This window comes from Streptomyces lacaronensis (assembly GCF_047337785.1).
In the GTDB taxonomy this organism is placed as follows: domain Bacteria; phylum Actinomycetota; class Actinomycetes; order Streptomycetales; family Streptomycetaceae; genus Streptomyces; species Streptomyces lycopersici.
The window spans coordinates 1,386,088-1,403,267 of the sequence record NZ_JBLHDK010000003.1; the positions used below are offsets into that span (position 1 = coordinate 1,386,088).

The 17,180-nt window shown below is 71.7% G+C and carries 13 protein-coding genes; 6 read left to right on the forward strand and 7 right to left on the reverse strand.

Annotated elements, in window-relative coordinates; translation table 11 throughout:
- Nucleotides 1-23: 23 nt before the first annotated feature.
- The 3 genes from ACMTAK_RS06525 to ACMTAK_RS06535 all read right to left on the reverse strand — a co-directional run bounded on the left by ACMTAK_RS06525 (nt 24) and on the right by ACMTAK_RS06535 (nt 3,925).
- Nucleotides 24-2,924 carry a helix-turn-helix transcriptional regulator gene (locus tag ACMTAK_RS06525; protein WP_413805280.1) on the reverse strand — a complete coding sequence of 967 codons (2,901 nt, stop codon included), beginning with the start codon at nt 2,922-2,924 and terminating at the stop codon, nt 24-26.
- A 312-nt stretch (nt 2,925-3,236) separates the two neighbouring features.
- Nucleotides 3,237-3,734, reverse strand: coding sequence for an ATP-binding protein (locus ACMTAK_RS06530; protein ID WP_413805281.1), 498 nt, complete (start codon nt 3,732-3,734; stop codon nt 3,237-3,239).
- On the reverse strand, nt 3,731-3,925 hold the full coding sequence (locus ACMTAK_RS06535; RefSeq protein ID WP_413805282.1) for a DUF5999 family protein: 195 nt from the start codon (nt 3,923-3,925) through the stop codon (nt 3,731-3,733). The genes ACMTAK_RS06530 and ACMTAK_RS06535 overlap by 4 nt, the downstream gene beginning before the upstream one ends.
- Nucleotides 3,926-4,293: 368 nt before the next feature.
- Here ACMTAK_RS06535 and ACMTAK_RS06540 point away from each other — a divergent pair, with 368 nt between their 5' ends.
- Both ACMTAK_RS06540 and ACMTAK_RS06545 read left to right on the forward strand, forming a co-directional pair.
- A complete protein-coding gene (locus ACMTAK_RS06540) occupies nt 4,294-6,597 on the forward strand; it encodes an ATP-binding protein (protein ID WP_413805283.1) in 2,304 nt (767 codons plus the stop codon).
- A 198-nt stretch (nt 6,598-6,795) separates the two neighbouring features.
- Nucleotides 6,796-8,808 carry a pyridoxal phosphate-dependent aminotransferase gene (locus ACMTAK_RS06545; protein ID WP_413805284.1) on the forward strand — a complete coding sequence of 671 codons (2,013 nt, stop codon included), beginning with the start codon at nt 6,796-6,798 and terminating at the stop codon, nt 8,806-8,808.
- A gap of 19 nt (nt 8,809-8,827) precedes the next feature.
- Here ACMTAK_RS06545 and ACMTAK_RS06550 read toward each other — a convergent pair whose 3' ends face one another.
- Complete coding sequence (locus tag ACMTAK_RS06550; RefSeq protein WP_413805285.1) at nt 8,828-9,307, reverse strand: hypothetical protein; 480 nt, start codon at nt 9,305-9,307, stop codon at nt 8,828-8,830.
- A 212-nt stretch (nt 9,308-9,519) separates the two neighbouring features.
- On the opposite strand from ACMTAK_RS06550, the gene ACMTAK_RS06555 reads away from it, so the two are divergent.
- Complete coding sequence (locus tag ACMTAK_RS06555; RefSeq protein WP_413805286.1) at nt 9,520-10,380, forward strand: helix-turn-helix domain-containing protein; 861 nt, start codon at nt 9,520-9,522, stop codon at nt 10,378-10,380.
- A gap of 5 nt (nt 10,381-10,385) precedes the next feature.
- A complete protein-coding gene (locus tag ACMTAK_RS06560) occupies nt 10,386-10,622 on the forward strand; it encodes a DUF397 domain-containing protein (RefSeq protein WP_413805287.1) in 237 nt (78 codons plus the stop codon).
- Nucleotides 10,623-10,688: 66 nt separating this feature from the next.
- Here the strand turns inward: ACMTAK_RS06560 and ACMTAK_RS06565 are convergent, their stop codons facing one another.
- Both ACMTAK_RS06565 and ACMTAK_RS06570 read right to left on the reverse strand, forming a co-directional pair.
- A complete protein-coding gene (locus ACMTAK_RS06565) occupies nt 10,689-11,843 on the reverse strand; it encodes a M20 family metallopeptidase (RefSeq protein WP_413805288.1) in 1,155 nt (384 codons plus the stop codon).
- Between the two features lie 51 nt (nt 11,844-11,894).
- Nucleotides 11,895-13,550, reverse strand: a complete 1,656-nt coding sequence (locus ACMTAK_RS06570; protein ID WP_413805289.1) for an AbgT family transporter — start codon at nt 13,548-13,550, stop codon at nt 11,895-11,897.
- A gap of 93 nt (nt 13,551-13,643) precedes the next feature.
- On the opposite strand from ACMTAK_RS06570, the gene ACMTAK_RS06575 reads away from it, so the two are divergent.
- Nucleotides 13,644-14,657 (forward strand): Lrp/AsnC ligand binding domain-containing protein, encoded by a 1,014-nt coding sequence (locus ACMTAK_RS06575; protein ID WP_413805290.1) that lies wholly within the window; start codon nt 13,644-13,646, stop codon nt 14,655-14,657.
- 76 nt (nt 14,658-14,733) lie between these two features.
- The gene (locus tag ACMTAK_RS06580) at nt 14,734-15,144 is read left to right on the forward strand and encodes an SRPBCC family protein (RefSeq protein ID WP_413805291.1); all 411 of its coding nucleotides are present in this window, start codon (nt 14,734-14,736) and stop codon (nt 15,142-15,144) included.
- 10 nt (nt 15,145-15,154) lie between these two features.
- Here ACMTAK_RS06580 and ACMTAK_RS06585 read toward each other — a convergent pair whose 3' ends face one another.
- On the reverse strand, nt 15,155-15,988 hold the full coding sequence (locus tag ACMTAK_RS06585) for an MOSC domain-containing protein (RefSeq protein ID WP_413805292.1): 834 nt from the start codon (nt 15,986-15,988) through the stop codon (nt 15,155-15,157).
- Nucleotides 15,989-17,180 lie beyond the last annotated feature (1,192 nt).

Consider the following 17,180-nt stretch of genomic DNA (forward strand, 5'->3'; position numbering starts at 1 on the left):
GTCACCGAACCACCGTGCACGCGTCAGCGCCGACCGCGTGAGGCGAAGACCCATGCGGGGGCCTGTGGGTCGGGAAGGCTCGGGGTGTTCAGCACCGAGGCCAGCTCCCCGCGCTGACCGACGCTCAGCTTCCGGTAGACGCTGGTGAGATGGGTCTCAACGGTCCGTACGGTGACGAACAGCGACTCGGCGATCTCGCGGTTGCCCGCCCCGCGCGAGGCCATCTGGGCCACCTTGCGCTCGGTGCCGGTGAGCAGGTCGACCGGTGAGGCGGTGATCTCGCGCATCCGGCCGCCCGCGGCCACCAGCCGGTTGCGGGCGTCCCTGGCGAGCGCGAGCGCGCCGCAGCCCTGGGCGAGGTCGACGGCCGAGCGCAGCCGCTCCCGTGCCTCGCGCGGCCGCCCCGCGTCCAGCAGCGCCCCGCCGAGCAGGAACTCGGCCCGGGCGTGCTCGGAGCGGGCGGGCGACCTGGAGAAGTGCTCGACCGCCTCGGTGAGCCCGGCGATGCCCTCCTCGCCGGGGGTGGTCACCCCGCGGGCGAGGGCGGCGAGCCCGAAGGCGCGCGGGGTGCTCCAGCGGCGGGCCAGTTCGGCGCCGTGCTCGACCAGGTCCCGCGCCTCGTCCGCCCGCTTCTCCGCCGCGAGCAGACAGGCCGCCTCGGTCCACCAGGGCAGGAACACCGGGTTGGCGAAGCCGGACTCCTCCAGGGAGGCGCCGCAGTCGAGCAGCAGCCGCAGCGCGGTGGCGCTGTCGCCGAGCGCCCAGCGGGCCCGCGCGCGGGCCATGAGGTACGAGTGGTACTCCATGACGAACCCGTCCAGGTTCGGCCGGGTGACGGCGGCCAGCAGCTCCTCGGCCCGCTCCGGTTCGCCCCGGTCGATCAGGATCGTCGCGAGCGCGGTCTGCGGCATGGTCACATTGGCGCTCCAGCGCTCCTCGCCGATGATCTCGACGGCGGTCTGGGCGTCGGCGAGGGCGTCGGGGATGGCCCCGACGCCGTGCAGCAGCAGGGCGCGGTAGGACAGCGTGATCACATACGACCAGACCGCGGCGCTGTCCTGGCCGTGGCGCAGCGCGTGCTCCAGGTTCTCCATCGCCTCCTCGATCTCGTCGGCCAGGCCGAGGGTGAACGCGGAGAAGAGCAGCGACCAGTTGTCGAGCCGGTCCGCTGAGCTCAGCGCACGGCGGGCCTGCCCCACCGCCCGCTGTACCGAGCGGCCCTCCATCGCGGAGAGGACCGTCATCATGGCGAGCATCTGGCGCTGGGCGGGGGTGTCCCCGGCGGGTTCGGGAATGCGCGTGAAGCGCTCCCGGACCGTGTGGATCGTGGCCTTCTCGTCGGATCCGCTGATCAGCAGCGTCGATTGGACGAGGGTGCGCAGCTCGCGGTCGCGCGGATCCGGGTCGGGCCCCAGCTGGGCCTCGAGCTCGTCGAGCACCTCGCTGAGCACCCGTACGGCGGCCGGTGACTGCTGGACGGTGAGGCAGGTGAGGCCGAACTGTACGGCGATGGGCGCCTTGGTGCGGACGTCCGTGGCCAGCGTGAGCGCCCGCTTGAGCAGGCGGATGGCCTCGGCGGGATTGATCTCCGCGAGCGCCTTGGCGAGCGGGACATGCGCCGACAGGCTGTCCGGCTCCGCCTCCAGGACCCGGTAGAGATAGCGGGCGGCGGCCTCCGGGGCGCCGCGGTGCTCGGCCTGGGCTGCGGCCTCCCGGAGCACCCAGCCCATCCACGGCTGGGGGGTGCCGGGCACCAGCAGCACCTGGTTGGCGACCTCCTCGGCGGGCCGCCCGGCGTCGCTCAGCAGCAGGGCCGCCCTGGCCCGCAGTTCGGCCAGCCGCTCCTCCCCGGCGGCCTCCAGCACCGCCGAGCGCACCACGTCATGGGCCAGGTCCGCCCGGTCCGGCGCCATCACCTCGGCCTCGCGCAGCTGCTCCACGGCCTCCGCGACACGGGCGGCGGGCACTCCGGCCAGCGCGCCGATGTGCTCCGCCTCCTCCTCGCCGAGCACCGCGATGGCGGTGGCCACGTCCCGGACCCAGTCGGGCCGGGCGTCGAAGAGCGCGCGCACGGACAGGGCGACCACGTAACTCCCGACCTCGGCGATCTCGCGGATGCCGGTCTCGTCGGGCGCCACTCCCTTGGCCCGCAGCTCGCGCAGCAGCCGGGTGACGGTCAGCGGGTTGCCGCCGCAGACGGCGGCGGCGCGCTCGGCGAAGGAGGGCGCGACGGAGGCGGCGAAGACCTGGTGAGCCATTTCGGCCACTTCCGCGTCGGTCAGCGGGTCGAGGCGGATCACCGTGGAGCGCGGCTGGGCGAGGATGTCCGCCAGGGCCGCGGGGGCGACCGGTTCCGCCTCGCTGCGCTGGGCGAGCACCACCAGCAGCGGCAGCTGATCGGCCCGGCGCAGCAGGAAGTCGATCCAGCGCAGGGAGCGCTCGTCGCACCAGTGCACATCGTCCAGGACGAGCACGAGGGGGCCCTGGGCCATCAGGTTGGCGGCGAGCCAGTACAGGCCGTGCAGCACCGGGTAGACGCTGGCGGCCGTGGGCGGCCCCTCCTCGCCGGGGCGGGGGCTGAGCGCGGGGAGGGCGCGGCGGGCGCTGCCGCGCAGCAGCGGGGAGTCCTGGGCGTCCTCGGCCGAGAGCCCGAGGCTTCCGAAGAGGGCGCGCACCCCGCCGTATCCGGCGCCGGCCACCACTTCACCGCAGGCGCCGTACAGCACGGTCATCTTCCGGCAGGCGTCACCGTCGAGGAAGGCGCGCAGCAGGCTGGTCTTGCCGATTCCGGCCGGACCGGACAGGACCACCAGACCGGAGCGGGCGCCGTGGGCGGCCTCCGCGTGGGCGGTCAGCGCGGCGAGTTCGGCGGCGCGTCCGACCAGCGCGCCAGGTAAACCGGAATCCGCTTTCCGGTCCACCACACAGCCTCCTCAAGCCACCAAATGCGAAGAATTTCGGAAAAGTGTGCTGCTGACGCGATCAGTAGGTTACACGAGCGCAATGACGACGATCAATCTCGATCAGTCGTCGGCCAATCCCGGTTGGTCATCCCGACCGGAGTCCGATCGGTGAAGTCCGGCTCCCGATCAGTCGGGCCCGGAAAGCGATCAGCGAAGCCCGGAGACGGAAGGCGTGGTGAGGGCGTTCACCATTCCGTCTCCGAGCCGTTCGGTATCACTGTGTGGGTACGAGGCGTGAAGTCGTCTATGGCATCTCCCTTCGTCGGCAAACGATCACGGGGTCGTCCGGGCCTCTCCCAGAGCGGCTTCCAGGGCGACGGCAGGCGGGTGGAGCTCGAACCAGACGACCTTGCCCGCCGCCGTACAGGTGGATCCCCAGCAGCGGGAGAGCAGATCCAGCAGATGGAGCCCCCGCCCGCCCTCGTCATCGCCGCACGCCCGGCGCACCCGGGGCTGCCCGGGGTCCTCGTCCGCCACCTCGCAGCGGAAGGCGCGGTCGACGGAGCACACGGAGAGCGTCAGGCGGATCGGTCCACCCGCGTGCCGCAAGGCATTGGTGACCAGCTCGCTGACGAGCAGTTCGGCGTCGTCGGCGAAGTCGTGCAGCCTCCACGCCGACAGCTGGGCGAGCGCCAGCCGCCGGGCCGTCGGCACCGAGGACGGCTCGGAGGGGAGCAGCCAGGACGTCCCGCCGCTGGTGGCGGGAAGCGCCGTGTCGGGGCGGTGCGCGGTGCTCATCGGCGAGCCGTTCGGGAGGGTGGTGGCGTTCATGCTGAGGGGTCGGGGCTGGTCCGGGGGGCGGGGATGGCGCGCCCGTCGGGAAGGATTTCACCCGTGTCCGCGAAGATCACCACTCCGTTGCAGAGCAGGCTCCATCCCTGCTCGGGGTGGGAGGCCACCGGGCGCGCCGAATCGTGATCCGGTGCTTCGGCGGGAGGACATGGGGGTTGATGGAGGCACATGGTCCGAACCTTCGATCTTCCGCCATAGGAGGCGGCGGAACTCACCGAGACCACCATGCTGGTCCCGCGCGGCCGGACGCGGCGAGGGGAGATATCCCCGCATCGGTACCCGTCCCGCTCCCCTCCCCCGCCACCACGGTCACCGACGGGCGGCCGCCGCTCACCCTCGGTGAAACCCGCCCGGCGCCCGCCCGGGGTGTGTGCGGCGGCCCCCGGCCCGGGCATAGCCTGGAAACAGGGCTTCGGGTCCGTGCGGGCACAAGGTCCCGCCCACCCGGGGCCGGTGCGAGGCATCGATGGGTGCGGTGGCGACAGGCACCCCGACCGGGCGGCAGACAGTCAGGCTGCCGGCCGAGGTGACAAGTTTCGTGGGACGTCGGCATGAGGCGGCCGAGGTCAAGCGGATGCTGTCCGCGTCCCGCCTGGTCACCCTGACCGGGGTCGGCGGGGTCGGGAAGACCCGGCTGGCGCTGCGGGTCGCGGACGAGGCGCGCCGGGCCTTCCCCGACGGGGTCTGGCTGGCCGAGCTCGCCGAGCTGGACAACCCCACGCTGCTCGCCCAGGGCGTCACCGAGGCGCTGGAGATACGCGACCACTCCTCCCGCCCGGCGATGGACATCCTCGTCGACCATCTGCGGGACCGGCAGGCCCTGATCGTTCTCGACAACTGCGAACACCTGCTGGAGGAGTGCGCCCGGCTCGCCGACCGGCTGCTGCGCGCGGCCCCCCGGCTGCGGCTTCTGACCACCAGCCGTCAGGCGCTGGGCACCGCCGGTGAGCAGAGCCTGGCCGTCCCCACCCTGGGGCTGCCGGACCCCGAGGGTCCACGGCCCTCCCTCGCGACGCTCGCGCAGTGCGACGCGATACGGCTGTTCGTCGAGCGGGCCGCGGCCATCGTGCCCGGGTTCCAGCTCGACGAGGACAACCGGGACGCGGTCGAGCTGACCTGCCGCCGGCTGGACGGCATCCCGCTGGGCATCGAGCTCGCGGTCGTACGGCTGCGTGCCCTGTCCGTACAGCAGCTGCTGGACCGGCTGGACGACCGGTTCCGGCTGCTCACCACCGGTTCCCGGACGGTCCTTCCCCGCCATCAGACGCTGCGGGCGCTGATCGACTGGAGCTATGAGCTGTGCACCGAACGGGAGCGGCTGCTGTGGGCCCGGGTCTCGGTTTTCGCCGGAAGCCTGGACCTGGAGGCGGCCGAGGCGGTCTGCTCGGGCGAGGGCATCGACCGCGAGGAGATCCTGGACCTCGTGGCCGAGCTGGTGGACAAGTCGGTGCTGCTCAGAGAGGAGCACCGGACGTCGGTGCGCTACCGGATGCTGGACACGCTGCGCGAGTACGGCCGTGAGCGGCTGGCCGCCTCCGGGGAGGAGGCCGTGCGGCTGCGGCGCCACCGCGACTACTACCGCGGCCTCGCCGCGGACGCGCGGGCGGCGCTCTTCGGACCGGCCCAGGTGCAGTGGTTCACCCGGCTCCACCTGGAGCACGCCAATCTGCGCACCGCCCTGGAGAGGTGTCTGGCCGAGCCGGAGCAGACCGTATGCGGACTCGACATGGCCGCCGACCTGCTCTACCACTGGATCACCAGCTACTACCTCGGCGAAGGCCGCCGCTGGCTGGACCAGGCGCTGACGCGGTGCACCGAACCCGACGGGCCGCGGGCGCGGGCCCTGTGGACCAACAGCTGGCTGGCCATTATCCAGTCCGACGTCGACGCCGCCGCGGCCATGCTCGAGGAGAGCCGGTCCATCGGCACCCGGCTCGGCCTGGAGCCGGTGCTCGCCTACGCCGCGCTCTACTCCGGCATGGTCGCCATGTACCGGGGCGATACCCGGTCCGCGATCGCGCTCTACGAGGAGGCCGTGGCCCGCCATCGCGCGACCGGCGATCCGGTGGGGCTGGCCCTGGCGCTCATCCGGCTCTCGCTCGCCCATTCCTTCATCGGCGACTCGCCGCGCGCGATCGCCCTGGGCGAGGAGTCGCTGGAGGTGTGCGACGCGTACGGGGAGGGCTGGCACCGGGCCTACACGATGATGGCGCTCGGCGTGGACGTCTGGCGCCAGGGCGACACCGCGAGAGCCGCCGCCCTGGAGAAGGAGAGCCTCACGTTCAACCGCTCGCTGGACGACCCGCTGGGCGTCGGGGTCAACCTCGAGGTGCTGGCCTGGATCGCGGCCACCGAACAGGACCACTCGCGGGCGGCCAGGCTGCTCGGCGCCCTGGGGATCCTCTGGCGCGCCATCGGCGCCCCGCTCTCCGGCTACGGGCACCTGGTCCACTACCACGAGGAGTGCGAGGCCGCGGTGCGGCGGGCCCTGGGCAAACCGGCCTTCAACGCGGCGTGCAAACAGGGTGCCCGGCTGTCCTACGCCGAGGCGCTGGAGTACGCGCTGGAGGACGAACTGCCCAGCGGGGAGACGTCTGCGGGCGGGCGGGCGTCGCCGCTGACACCCCGGGAGTCCGAAATCGCGCGGCTGGTCGCGCGCGGGCTCAGCAACAAGGAGATCGCCTCGTCCCTGGTCATCGCCCAGCGCACGGCCGAGGGCCATATTGAGCACATTTTGAGCAAGCTGGGTTTCACCTCGCGTGCGCAGGTGGCGGTCTGGGTAGCGGAACAGCACCGCACCACCGAGGCCGATGGCGAACGCCCGCCGGAGGATACGGCCTGAAGGCCGTGCCGACATTCTCAAGGGGCAAGGGGCGGAATTCTATTCGAGACCGGAGCAGGTGTCCCGGAAGTTTTCACAACCCCCACGAAAATCCTCGCCCGCCCCGGCTTCGAGAGATCATGCGTCAGGCTCGAGGGACGAGCCGCAACGGCCGTGTCAGTGCGTCGACGCGGCTCATGCGACCGAGGAGGTCCCGCCGTGACTGTTGCCGCAGTCGGCAATACCGGTGATGCCATGGAGCTTTTCCGTGGCACCGCCCACAGCCCGTCGTTCTTCGCGCTCAACCGCGCCGGGGTCACGGGTGGCGGACAGGAGCTCGTGGACTTCTGCATCCCCTGCAATCCGTACTTCCCCACCCCCGCGATGTTCGCCGTGATGGCGGTCAGGCTGCGGGACATCCTCACCTACTACCCGAGCTCCGCGGAGACCATCACCGCCGAACTGGCCGATGTGCTCGGGCTGCAGCCGCAGACCATGGCGATGGGCAACGGCTCGACCGAGCTCATCACCTGGATCGACCATCTGCTGGTGAAGGAAAGCCTGGCCGTGCCGATTCCCACCTTCGGCCGCTGGACCGACCAGCCGATGGAGACCGGCAAACGGGTCGATATGTTCCAGCTCCCGGAAATGAGCGGATTCGCGCTCGACCCCAACGCCTTCGTCAACTTCGTACGCTCCCGGGGCTCCCGGGTCGCCGTGATCTGCAATCCCAACAACCCCGACGGCGGTCTGGTGTCCCGCCAGGCCCTCATCGGCATCATGGACGCCCTGGCCGACCTCGACCTGATCGTGATCGACGAGTCGTTCCTGGAGTTCGCGGACGCCGAGGCGTATCCGAGCGTCGTGGACGAGGCCATCCTGCGTCCGAATGTGATCGTGCTGCGCAGCCTCGGCAAGAACTTCGGGCTGCACGGGGTGCGCTTCGGCTATCTGGTGGCCAATCCGTCGCTCGCCGTGCAGATCCGCTCCCGGCTGCCGAAGTGGAACCTCAACTCCTTCGCCGAGGTCATCGTCTTCATGCTGAAGCGGTACCGGCAGGAGTACGTGGAGAGCCTGCGCATGCTCAGCCGCGACCGGCAGCAGATGACCACCCAGCTGGCCGGGCTGCCCGGGATGACGGTCTACCCCTCCCAGGGCAACTTCGTCTTCGTCAAGCTGCCGGCCGGGACGGAGGGCAGCTGGGTCCGCGACCAACTGCTGTCCCAGCACGGTGTGCTGGTGCGCGAATGCGGCAACAAGCTGGGCAGCAGCAGCCAGTTCATGCGGTTGGTGGTGCGCTCCCAGCCGGATGTGCAGCGGCTGCTGACCGGGCTGAGCACGGTGCTGTACGGGACGTCCTTCTACGCTCCGCAGGTCGGCTGGGACCAGCAGCCGTCGCTGCCCTCGGGATACGCGGAGTCCTCGGGGTCCATGGGAGTCACCCCCTCGCAGGCGCAGTCCCTGGACTACTCCTACCAGCAGCCGCCCCAGCTGCCCGCGGCGCCGATGGCGCAGGAGCCCCAGCCGATGTACTCCGCGGCCGCCCTTCCGGCCCCGCAGGGCGTCGCCGGCGACCTGTACGGGCAGGCGTCCTTCGCGGGCGCGGGCATGGGCGCGGGCGCCTCGCCGGGGTACATCCAGCAGCAGCCGCTCCCGGAGCTGTCGCCCGCCTATGTCGCCACTCCCCCGGCCCAGCCGCCCCTGTACCAGGCCCCGGCCGCGCTGCCGCAGCCCCAGATGGTCCAGGCCCAGCAGCCGCAGATTCCGCAGCAGATGCCCGCGCAGCAGTTCCAGGCCCCACAGTTGCAGCCGGTCCAGAGCCAGGCGCCGCAGGGCCAGGCGCCGTTGATGCAGATGGCGCCCCAGCCGCAGAGCGCGCCGTACCAGGGCGCCCAGGCGCAGACCTCCCAGATGCCGATGGCCCAGGTCCAGGCCCAGATCCAGAGTGCCCAGGGGCAGGGGACCGCGGCGTACGTCCAGACCCGGCCCGAGGAGACGACCCTCGACCAGATCCCGGTCTACGGGCAGCAGGACACGGGAATACCCGAGCCGTCGCCGATGGAGCGGACACAGGCCATGACCTACGACCCCGCCGAGCTGAAGGCCGCGGCGGCGGCATCGGCCCCGGTCGTTCCCCTCAGCGAGCAGGACGACGACCCGACCGGCCAGACCCCGGCGCTGCAGCGCTATCCGCGCCCCGCGGCGTACCTCCAGGACGGCTCGACGGCATGACCGGGCCCCGGTGCCGAGGTCATGACCGACGCAGCCGGTCGTCGCACGGCCAGGCCGGGGAGACCCCGGCCGCCGCGCAGACCGCGATGTGCAGCAGCAGGGGATGGGTGTACGGCTCCCCGTCCCCCGGCCAGTGCACCACACCGGGCTCCTCGCTCCCCGTGAGGCCGTCCGTGGGGACGGCCCGCCCGGGCGGGCCGGTCACCATGGCGCCGGCCGCGTAGACGGCCGGTGCGGGCCAGTCGACCCCGACGTCCGAATGGGGCGGCACGATCCACCACCAGCACCCGGCGCCGGTGAGCACACATCCCGCCCGGGGCAGCAGGGCCATCACCCCGGGGCCGTGCCGCTCGGCGATCCCCACCGCGTCGTAGGCCCGGTCCGTCCGCAGCGCCGCAGGCAGTTGAAGGCGGTGGCGGCCGGACACCGCACGGAATCCGCGCCGGCCGAACCGGCCGCGGACGAGGCCGGTCAGCGCACCGGCGAAGGCGTACGTCATCTAGGGGCACTTCACAGAGGTCGGGCCGATGGTGCCTGCGGTCGCCGCGGCTGAGCGCGGTAACGGGATCATGCTGCAACTATGCGCATCGCCGGGGACACTTGGCAAGGGCCACTCTGAATTGTGCAGAGTCGTCAGTGCAATGTGTCTGTTCCGCATTGGCCATGGCACACTGCGAACATCAGCGTTGGGGAGGTCAGGGAGGGATTCAGGTGAGCGAACCGCGGTCGGCGCCGACCGTGGGTCAGGTCGTCCTCGGCAAGAGGCTGCAGGATCTGCGGGAGAAGGCGGGGTTCAAGCGGGACGAGGCGGCCAAAGTCCTGCGGGTGGCGCCCGCCACCATCCGCCGCATGGAGACCGCCGAGGTCGCGCTGAAGGTCCCGTATGTGCAGATGCTGCTGGACGCCTACGGGATCACCGGTGACGAGCTCGACTCGTTCATCACCCTGACCGAGGAGGCCAACAAGCCCGGTTGGTGGCAGCGGTTCCACGACATCCTGCCGGACTGGTTCAGCGTCCACGTCAGCCTGGAGGGCGCGGCCGAGATGATCCGGGCATACGAGCCGCACTTCGTGCCCGGGCTGCTCCAGACCGAGGACTACGCCCGCGCGGTCATGCAGACCGGCGCCGTCGGCCAGGCCGGCTCCCGGCAGACGGAGCGCCATGTGGCGCTGCGCATGGAGCGGCAGTCCCTGCTCACCCGGCGGGATCCGCCCCGGCTGTGGGTGGTGATGGACGAGACGGTACTGCGCCGGCAGGTGGGTTCGGCGGCGGTGATGCGCCACCAGGTCGACCGGCTGCTGGATGCCGTGGAGATGCCCCACATCACGCTGCAGATCTCGGAGTTCTCCTCCGGGCACCATCCGGGCACCTATGGGCCCTTCGTCCTCTTCCGCTTCGCTGTACCCGAACTGCCGGACATGGTCTACGTCGAGTACCTGACCGGCGCCGTCTACCTGGATGAGCGCATCGAGGTGGCCTCCCATCTGGAGGCCATGGACCGCATGGCGGCCCAGGCGGCAACCGCACGACGCACAAAGGAAATCCTCCGGGATTTCCGCAAGGAGCTCTGATCGGAATGGATCGCATTCACAACGGCATGCGCGCGAGCGACCTCGGCAGTGAGGGCTGGCACAAGCCGTGGAGCGGTGGCAACGGCGGCAATTGCGTCGAAGCCATGAAGCTGGACGACGGCCGGGTCGCGATCCGTCAGTCGACCGATCCGGACGGTCCGGCGCTGATCTACACCCGCGGCGAGATCATCGCGTTCATCCAGGGCGCCAAGGCGGGCGAGGCGGACTTCCTCGTCTGCTGACGCGGCCCCGTACGCCGACGCCGACAGCCGGTGGACCGTCGGCGTCGGCGCGGCGTCGGTGTGCCGTTATGTGGCGTCCGCCGCCAGTGCCCGCAGCAGACCGATGGTCAGCGCGGTACGGGCCGGGATCGGGGCGAGCACGGTGTGTTCGTGGCGGGCGTGGGCACCGGAGCCGAGGGCACCGAGCCCGTCGAGAACCGGACGGCCGAGCGCGGAGACGAAGTTGCCGTCGCTGGCGCCGCCGACCGCGGTCTCCTCCAGCTCCCAGCCGTGTTCCGCGGCGATCGCGTGGGCCTGTTCGAACAGCCGGCGGGACGGGCCGCTCGGGACCATCGGCGGACGGTTCCACTCACCGGTGACGGTCAGCCGCACCCGCTGGTCGGAGGGGGTGAGGGCGTGCAGCGCGGCGTCGATCCGCTTCATCTCCTCCGGTTCGGCGATCCGGATGTCGATGCCGCAACTCGCCTGTGCGGCGATCACATTGCGCCCCGTACCGCCGCTGATCAGCCCCACGTTCACCGTGGTCCCCCGCTCCGGGGCGCTGAGCGCGGCGATCCGCGGGACCACCTCGGCCAGCGCGTGGATGGCGCTCGCGCCCGCGAACGGATCGAGACCCGCGTGCGATTCGATGCCGTGGGCCGTCACGTCGAACAGCCCGACGCCCTTGCGGGAGGTCTTGAGCGCCCCGTCCAGCGATGCCTCGAAGACCAGCGTGGCCAGGACGTCCTCGCTCAGCCGCTCGATATGGCGGCGGGAGGCGGGGCTGCCGATCTCCTCGTCGCCGTTGAGCAGCAGCCGCACCGAGGGGTGGGGGAGCTCCAGCTCGCGCAGCAGCCGCAGGGTCCAGACGGCCTGCACCAGGCCCGTCTTCATGTCGAAGACACCGGGGCCGCTCGCCCGGCCGTCCTCGACCTCGAAGGGCCATTCGGCGAGCGTTCCGGCCGGCCACACCGTGTCGTAGTGGCACAGCATCAGCACGGTGCCCGGGGCCGTGCCGCGATAGGTCAGGGCGAGTACATCGCCGTGCGGTCCGCAGTCGTGGCGCTCGGTTCCGTCCGGCTCGCCGAGCCGGTCGACGACCCAGCCGCTGATCGTGGCGAGTCCGGCGTCCAGCAGCCGCTTGTCGTTGCTCGGCGTCTCCAGTTCCACCAGCGTCCGTAGGTCTTCGATCATCTCGGGCAGCGCCTGGGCGGTGGCGGCGGCGAGGTCGGAGGGGGTCATGCGACGAGGATTCCTTCCCGGGGGTGGCGGGGGTGAGGGAGCGGCCGGGGATCAGCGGACGGGCGCGCCGGGACCGAGCGGAATGCCCAGCGCCCACCAGAGGTAGAAGAGCAGGGTCCAGGCCACCAGCATGGCCACGGACAGCGGCAGGGTCAGTGAGGCGAGGGTGCCGATTCCGGCGGAGCGCCGGTAACGCTGGAGGAACCCGAGCGCCATGACGAAGTAGGCGCTCATCGGCGTGATGGCGTTGGTGCAGGAGTCGGCGATGCGGTAGACGGCCTGGGTGGCCTCCGGGGGGATGTGCAGCAGCATCAGCATGGGCACGAAGACCGGGGCCACCAGCGCCCACATGGCCGAACCGCTGGTCATCGCCAGATTGATCACCGTACACACCACCACGATGCCGAGGAAGGCGACCGGGCCGGTGACCCCGAGGTCCTTCAGCAGATCGGCGCCGCGGATGGCGAGCACCTGGCCGACTCCGGTCCACTTGAAGTAGGCGAGGAACTGGGAGATGGCGAAGAACAGCACCAGGATGGGGGCCATGTCCCGCATGCCCTGCGCCATGAAGTCCGGGATGTCACGGCCGCCGCGGACGGTGCCGGCCGCACGCCCGTAGACCGCGCCGAGGAGGGCGAAGAGCAGTCCGAGCACCACGGCGATTCCGGAGAGCACGGGCGATTCGACGATGCTGCCGCCCTCGCCGCGCAGCGGTGACCCGGTGGGGATCATCGCCACCACGATCACCGCGAGGTAGCTGACGAGGGCGACGGCGGCGCGGCGCAGCCCGCGGCGCTCCTCGGGTGCCAGGGCGAGCTCGACATCCCCGGTGGCTTTCCCGGTGGCTTCCGCGTCCGCCTCCTCGGGCTCGGGCGGAAGTGCCGCCACCCGCTTCACCAGCACCTTCTCGGTGACGAACGTGATCACGGCGGCCAGCACCACCGAGGAGGCGAGGGAGAAGAAGTAGTTGGACAGCGGGGTGACGACATAGCCGGGGTCCACGGTGTGCGCGGCGGCCGTGGTCAGCCCGGACAGCACCGCGTCCATCGGGGTGATCAGCGGACTGGCGTCATAGCCCGCCGATACGCCCACGAACGCCACGACGATCCCCAGCAGCGGACTGCGCCCGACGGCCCGGAAGGCCAGCCCGCCCAGGGGGACCAGCGCCACATAGGCGGCGTCGGACGCGATGTGGGCGACCATCGCGGTGAAGGCCAGGGCGAAGGTCATCCACCGCGCCGGGACCTTGGCGACACCGGCCCGCAGCATCGCCGCGAGCAGCCCCGACCGGTCGGCGACGGCGACACCGAGCATGACGACCAGGATGGTGCCGAGCGGTGGGAAGGTGGCGTAGTTGGTGATCGCGTCGTTGATCATCGACCGCACGCCGTCGACCGAGATCAGGCTGCGCACCGCCACGGTCTTCTCCCCAGCCGGGTCGACCGCCGAGACGTCCGCGGTGGCGAGCCCCCAGCTGATCAGCGCGAGGAAGGCGCTGAGGATGGCGAACAGCCAGAAGGGATGGGGAAGTTTGTTGCCCGCGCGCTCGACGGCGCCGAGCACCCGGAGCAGTGCGGACAGCGCCGCCGAGGAGTCCCCGGGCGCGTCGGGAGGCGGTTTGCCGGGGGTGTTGTCGGGTGTGGTCGTGGTGTCGTTGGAACTCACCGTCCGCACTCCTTCGTCGACGACGCAGTAGTGGTCGTCCATTAGAGAAGGAATGACGGAATGAGGCAAGTAAAAGACTCGTTACGCAAGAATGATTCACGCATGGAGCGCCAATCGCACGATAGATTCCTCACCATGGCAGCCGTTCCTTCCACCCCACCGGTGCTCGACGACGCCGACCTCGATCTGGTGGCGGCCCTGCAAGTGGCGCCGAGGGCGCCGCTCAGCGCCCTGGCCGAGGTGCTCGGCAGCTCCGCCAGCACCGTCGGCCGCCGGCTGGCCCGGCTCGCGGAGGAGCGGCTGCTGCGGGTGATCGGGCAGGTGGAATGGCCGATGCTGGCCGAGGGCAACCCCCTGCACATCTGGGTGTCCACGGCCCCGGGGCAGGCGTGGGAGGTGGCCCGGCAGCTGTCCGAGCTGCCCGAGATCCCCTTCGTCGCCACGACCACGGGCCGCGCGGATGTCTACTGCTCCCTGCACGCCACCCGCCGCGACCGGGCGCGTGAGCTGCTGATGACGCGGATCCCGTCCGTCCCCGGTGTGCGGTCGGCCCATACCGAGCTGGTGCTGCGGGCGACGGCGAAGTCCGACTCCTGGCGGCTGCGGCGGCTGGGCGACGCCCAGACGCGGGCGTTGCGGGAGGTCGCCGACCCGGTGGAGGAGCCCGCGTCCGTCACCGGGTTCGGCGACGACGAGCTGCGGGCCATGGAGCTGCTGCGCCAGGACGGCCGGGCGAGCGCCGCCGATGTGGCGCGCGGGCTCGGCATCAGCCGGTCCACCGCCTACCGGCTGACCCAGTCGCTCCTCCAGCGCGGGCTGGTGCGGCCCCGCGTGGAGATCGAACCGGCGCTGCTCGGCCATCCGCTGGAGGTCGTGATCGAGCTGCATGCCGCGCCCGGGGCCATCCAGGAAGTGGCCGACGCGCTGGCCCGGCACCCCTCGGCGCGCTATGTCTCGATCGTGGCGGGCACCTCCTCGGTGATCCACCACGGGGTGTTCCGGGACGAGGACGGCCTGGCCGAGCTGCTCACCCGCGATCTGGCGACGCTTCCCGGCATCACCGCCTGCGAGGTGTCGGTGGTCCTCGACGTGCTGCGCCGGTACTGGATCGGCCGCGAGGACGGAAGACTGCTGGGCCAGGACCGATGAGTTCCGCGCGGCGCGGCGGTCTGAGAGGTGGAACAGGGGGCGGCGCCTTCCCGCCCCCGCTCACCGAGGAGACACCATGAGCAGCGACGAGATCACCATCAGCCGGGACCTGGACGCACCGCGCGAGACGGTGTGGCGGGTGTGGACCGAGCCGGAGTACTTCGCCCGCTGGTTCGGCGCCGCGCCCGAGTCCGTCGACCTCGACGTCCGGCCGGGTGGCGCCTGGAGGGCGATCGTCGCCACTCCCGCGGGCGAGATGCCGATGCGCGGTGTCTACCGCGAGGTGGTCGGCCGGGAGCGGCTGGTGTGGACCCTGGACCTGCCGCAGGGCGCGATGGAGATGACCGCCACCTTCGCCGATCTGGACGGCGGCCGGACCCGGGTGGTGCTCCGGCAGCCCGCTCCGCCGGAGGAGCAGTGTGCCCAGGCCGAGGAGGGCGCGGCCCAGCTGCTGGACGCCTTCGCCAAGGTGCTCGCGTCGGTCTGAGCGCTCCCGGTCACTCCCCCGGCGGCGGTCCGTCCCACTCGATGACGTCCACCTCGTCACCCACGGCCAGTTTTCCGGCGCGGATCACGGAGAACTGGCAGCCGAACAGGGTGGCGCCGTCGGGGCCGCGCCGGTAGCCGGCCATGGTGCGCAGCGGCTCGGGCCCCGCCTTGACGCCCGCGCTCTGATCGACCGTCGTCACGGCACACCGGGCGGTGTGCTTGGCGAAGCCCAGCTCGGCTCCGCCGACGGCGATTCTGCGGACCCGGTCCTCCCGATGGGGTTCGTGCCATCCGCCGATCACGATGCCGGGGCGGAAGCGGTTCATCGGCAGTGGAGCGCCGCCCGCCTCGGCGATCCGCTCGTTCAGCCCGTCCAGGCTGGCCCGGGAGACGATGTGCACCGCGGCGCTGTCGGCGTAGCCGCAGGTGCCGGGGATCCATCCGTCGGTCACCCGGTCGTGCTCCGGGGGCACCCGCACCAGCCTGCTCGGCGCGCCCAGAAACCGGGAAAGCCACGTGGCGGCGTCCTCGCCCTGGTCGATGCCGAGATAGGGGGTGCCGAACACGGTGACCTCGCGCCGGGCGGAGGTGGTGTCGATGTCGATGGCCACCTCGTCCTCGCCGGGGGCGGACAGGGTGAGCCGGGTGCCGTGCCGGTCGATGGCGGGGCGGATGACGGCGAGCCGGGGATCCCGCCGCTGAGTGCGGCACTCTCCGTCCTCGCCGATGACCATGAAGCCGCGGTCGTGTTGCAGACCCGCCTCCGTCAGCAGCACCTCGGACTGGGGAACGCCCGCGCAGCCCTTGATGGGATAGCAGGTCAGCTCGACAACGATGGCCACGCTGGCACCTTACCCGAAGGGTGGCGGCGCCTCCGAGCGGCCGCCGGGGCGCTCATCCCCCATCGCCCGGTGCCCGACCGGCGTTTCATGGCACGGCCCGGTTCCGCCATGCGCCCCCGGCCCGGCGGCCAGCGGCAGGGCGTAGCGCCGAGTACGCCGAATGACCCACCCCGCACGGCCGGTGACCACGGGCATACGCCGTAGGCGCGCTGCGCCTCCCGTCGGCGGGAACCCAAAACGAACCGTTTCCAGGGGGCGACGGACGAGGCCGCGGGAAAAGCGCGGCCCCCCGGCGCGGCCCGGGGTCCCGGACAGGCGGGGTGAAGGGTGATGATTCCGGGGCCGCTCCTGCGAGCGGCTGGAAGGGAGGAAGTCGATGTGAGGCAATGATATGCGCGACGGCGCGGCTCCCGCCATACACGGGCGGCGTGATTCTCCCCCCGTTCCCCGCCGCCATGACGACCGGCCTTTTCGGAGAACTGCCGCGGCGCACGAGCGGTCGGCGAGCCGATGCCCGACAAGGGATACGGTAAACGCCGAGTCAAGTCCGCTCGGTGGCCCATGAGTTGGCCGGTGCCGAGCGGCTTCCCCTGTTCCGCGGGCCATACCGGAGGCGAGAGGGCATACGCGTCGGGGCCCTGGTTCCGCGCCCGGCGCCCTCGGCCGCCTCGCCGTCGCCGCGTCGTCTCCCCGCCGTGTCGGCGCCGGGGCCGCGTCCGCTCCCGGCGGGCTCCGGCCCTGAACGCCACGGTCGGCGGCGGCCCCCGGTCGATACGTTTTAAGTCTCCCGTCGCGCCCCGGGAAACTCCGCCGGGCACCTCCGGCGCGTTCGCTCACGCGTCCCCCTCTTCCCCGCCCCACCGCAAGGCCGTCCTATTTCCCGCCCCTGCCGCCGCCTCCCGCTCTCCCCTTCCCCTCCGCCCCTCTCCGGCATTCGCCGGATGCCGGGGAGGGGACCGGAACGGCCGGTTCCAGCGCGGTGCCGCGCGGTTACGGCGGCCTCATCGGGCCCGGCCGCCAAGCGGCCGACCTTGACCGGGAGGTGACGCAATAGCGCCGGGGGAAAGATCCCGTGCCGCGCGCCCGGCCCGCACCGGACGCCGTATTGAGCCGCCCGCCGCTCGTCCGGTCTTCAACCTCCCGTGCCCCGGCGGAAATTCACCCGAACCGCCGTCCGGGATCGGTCACCGAT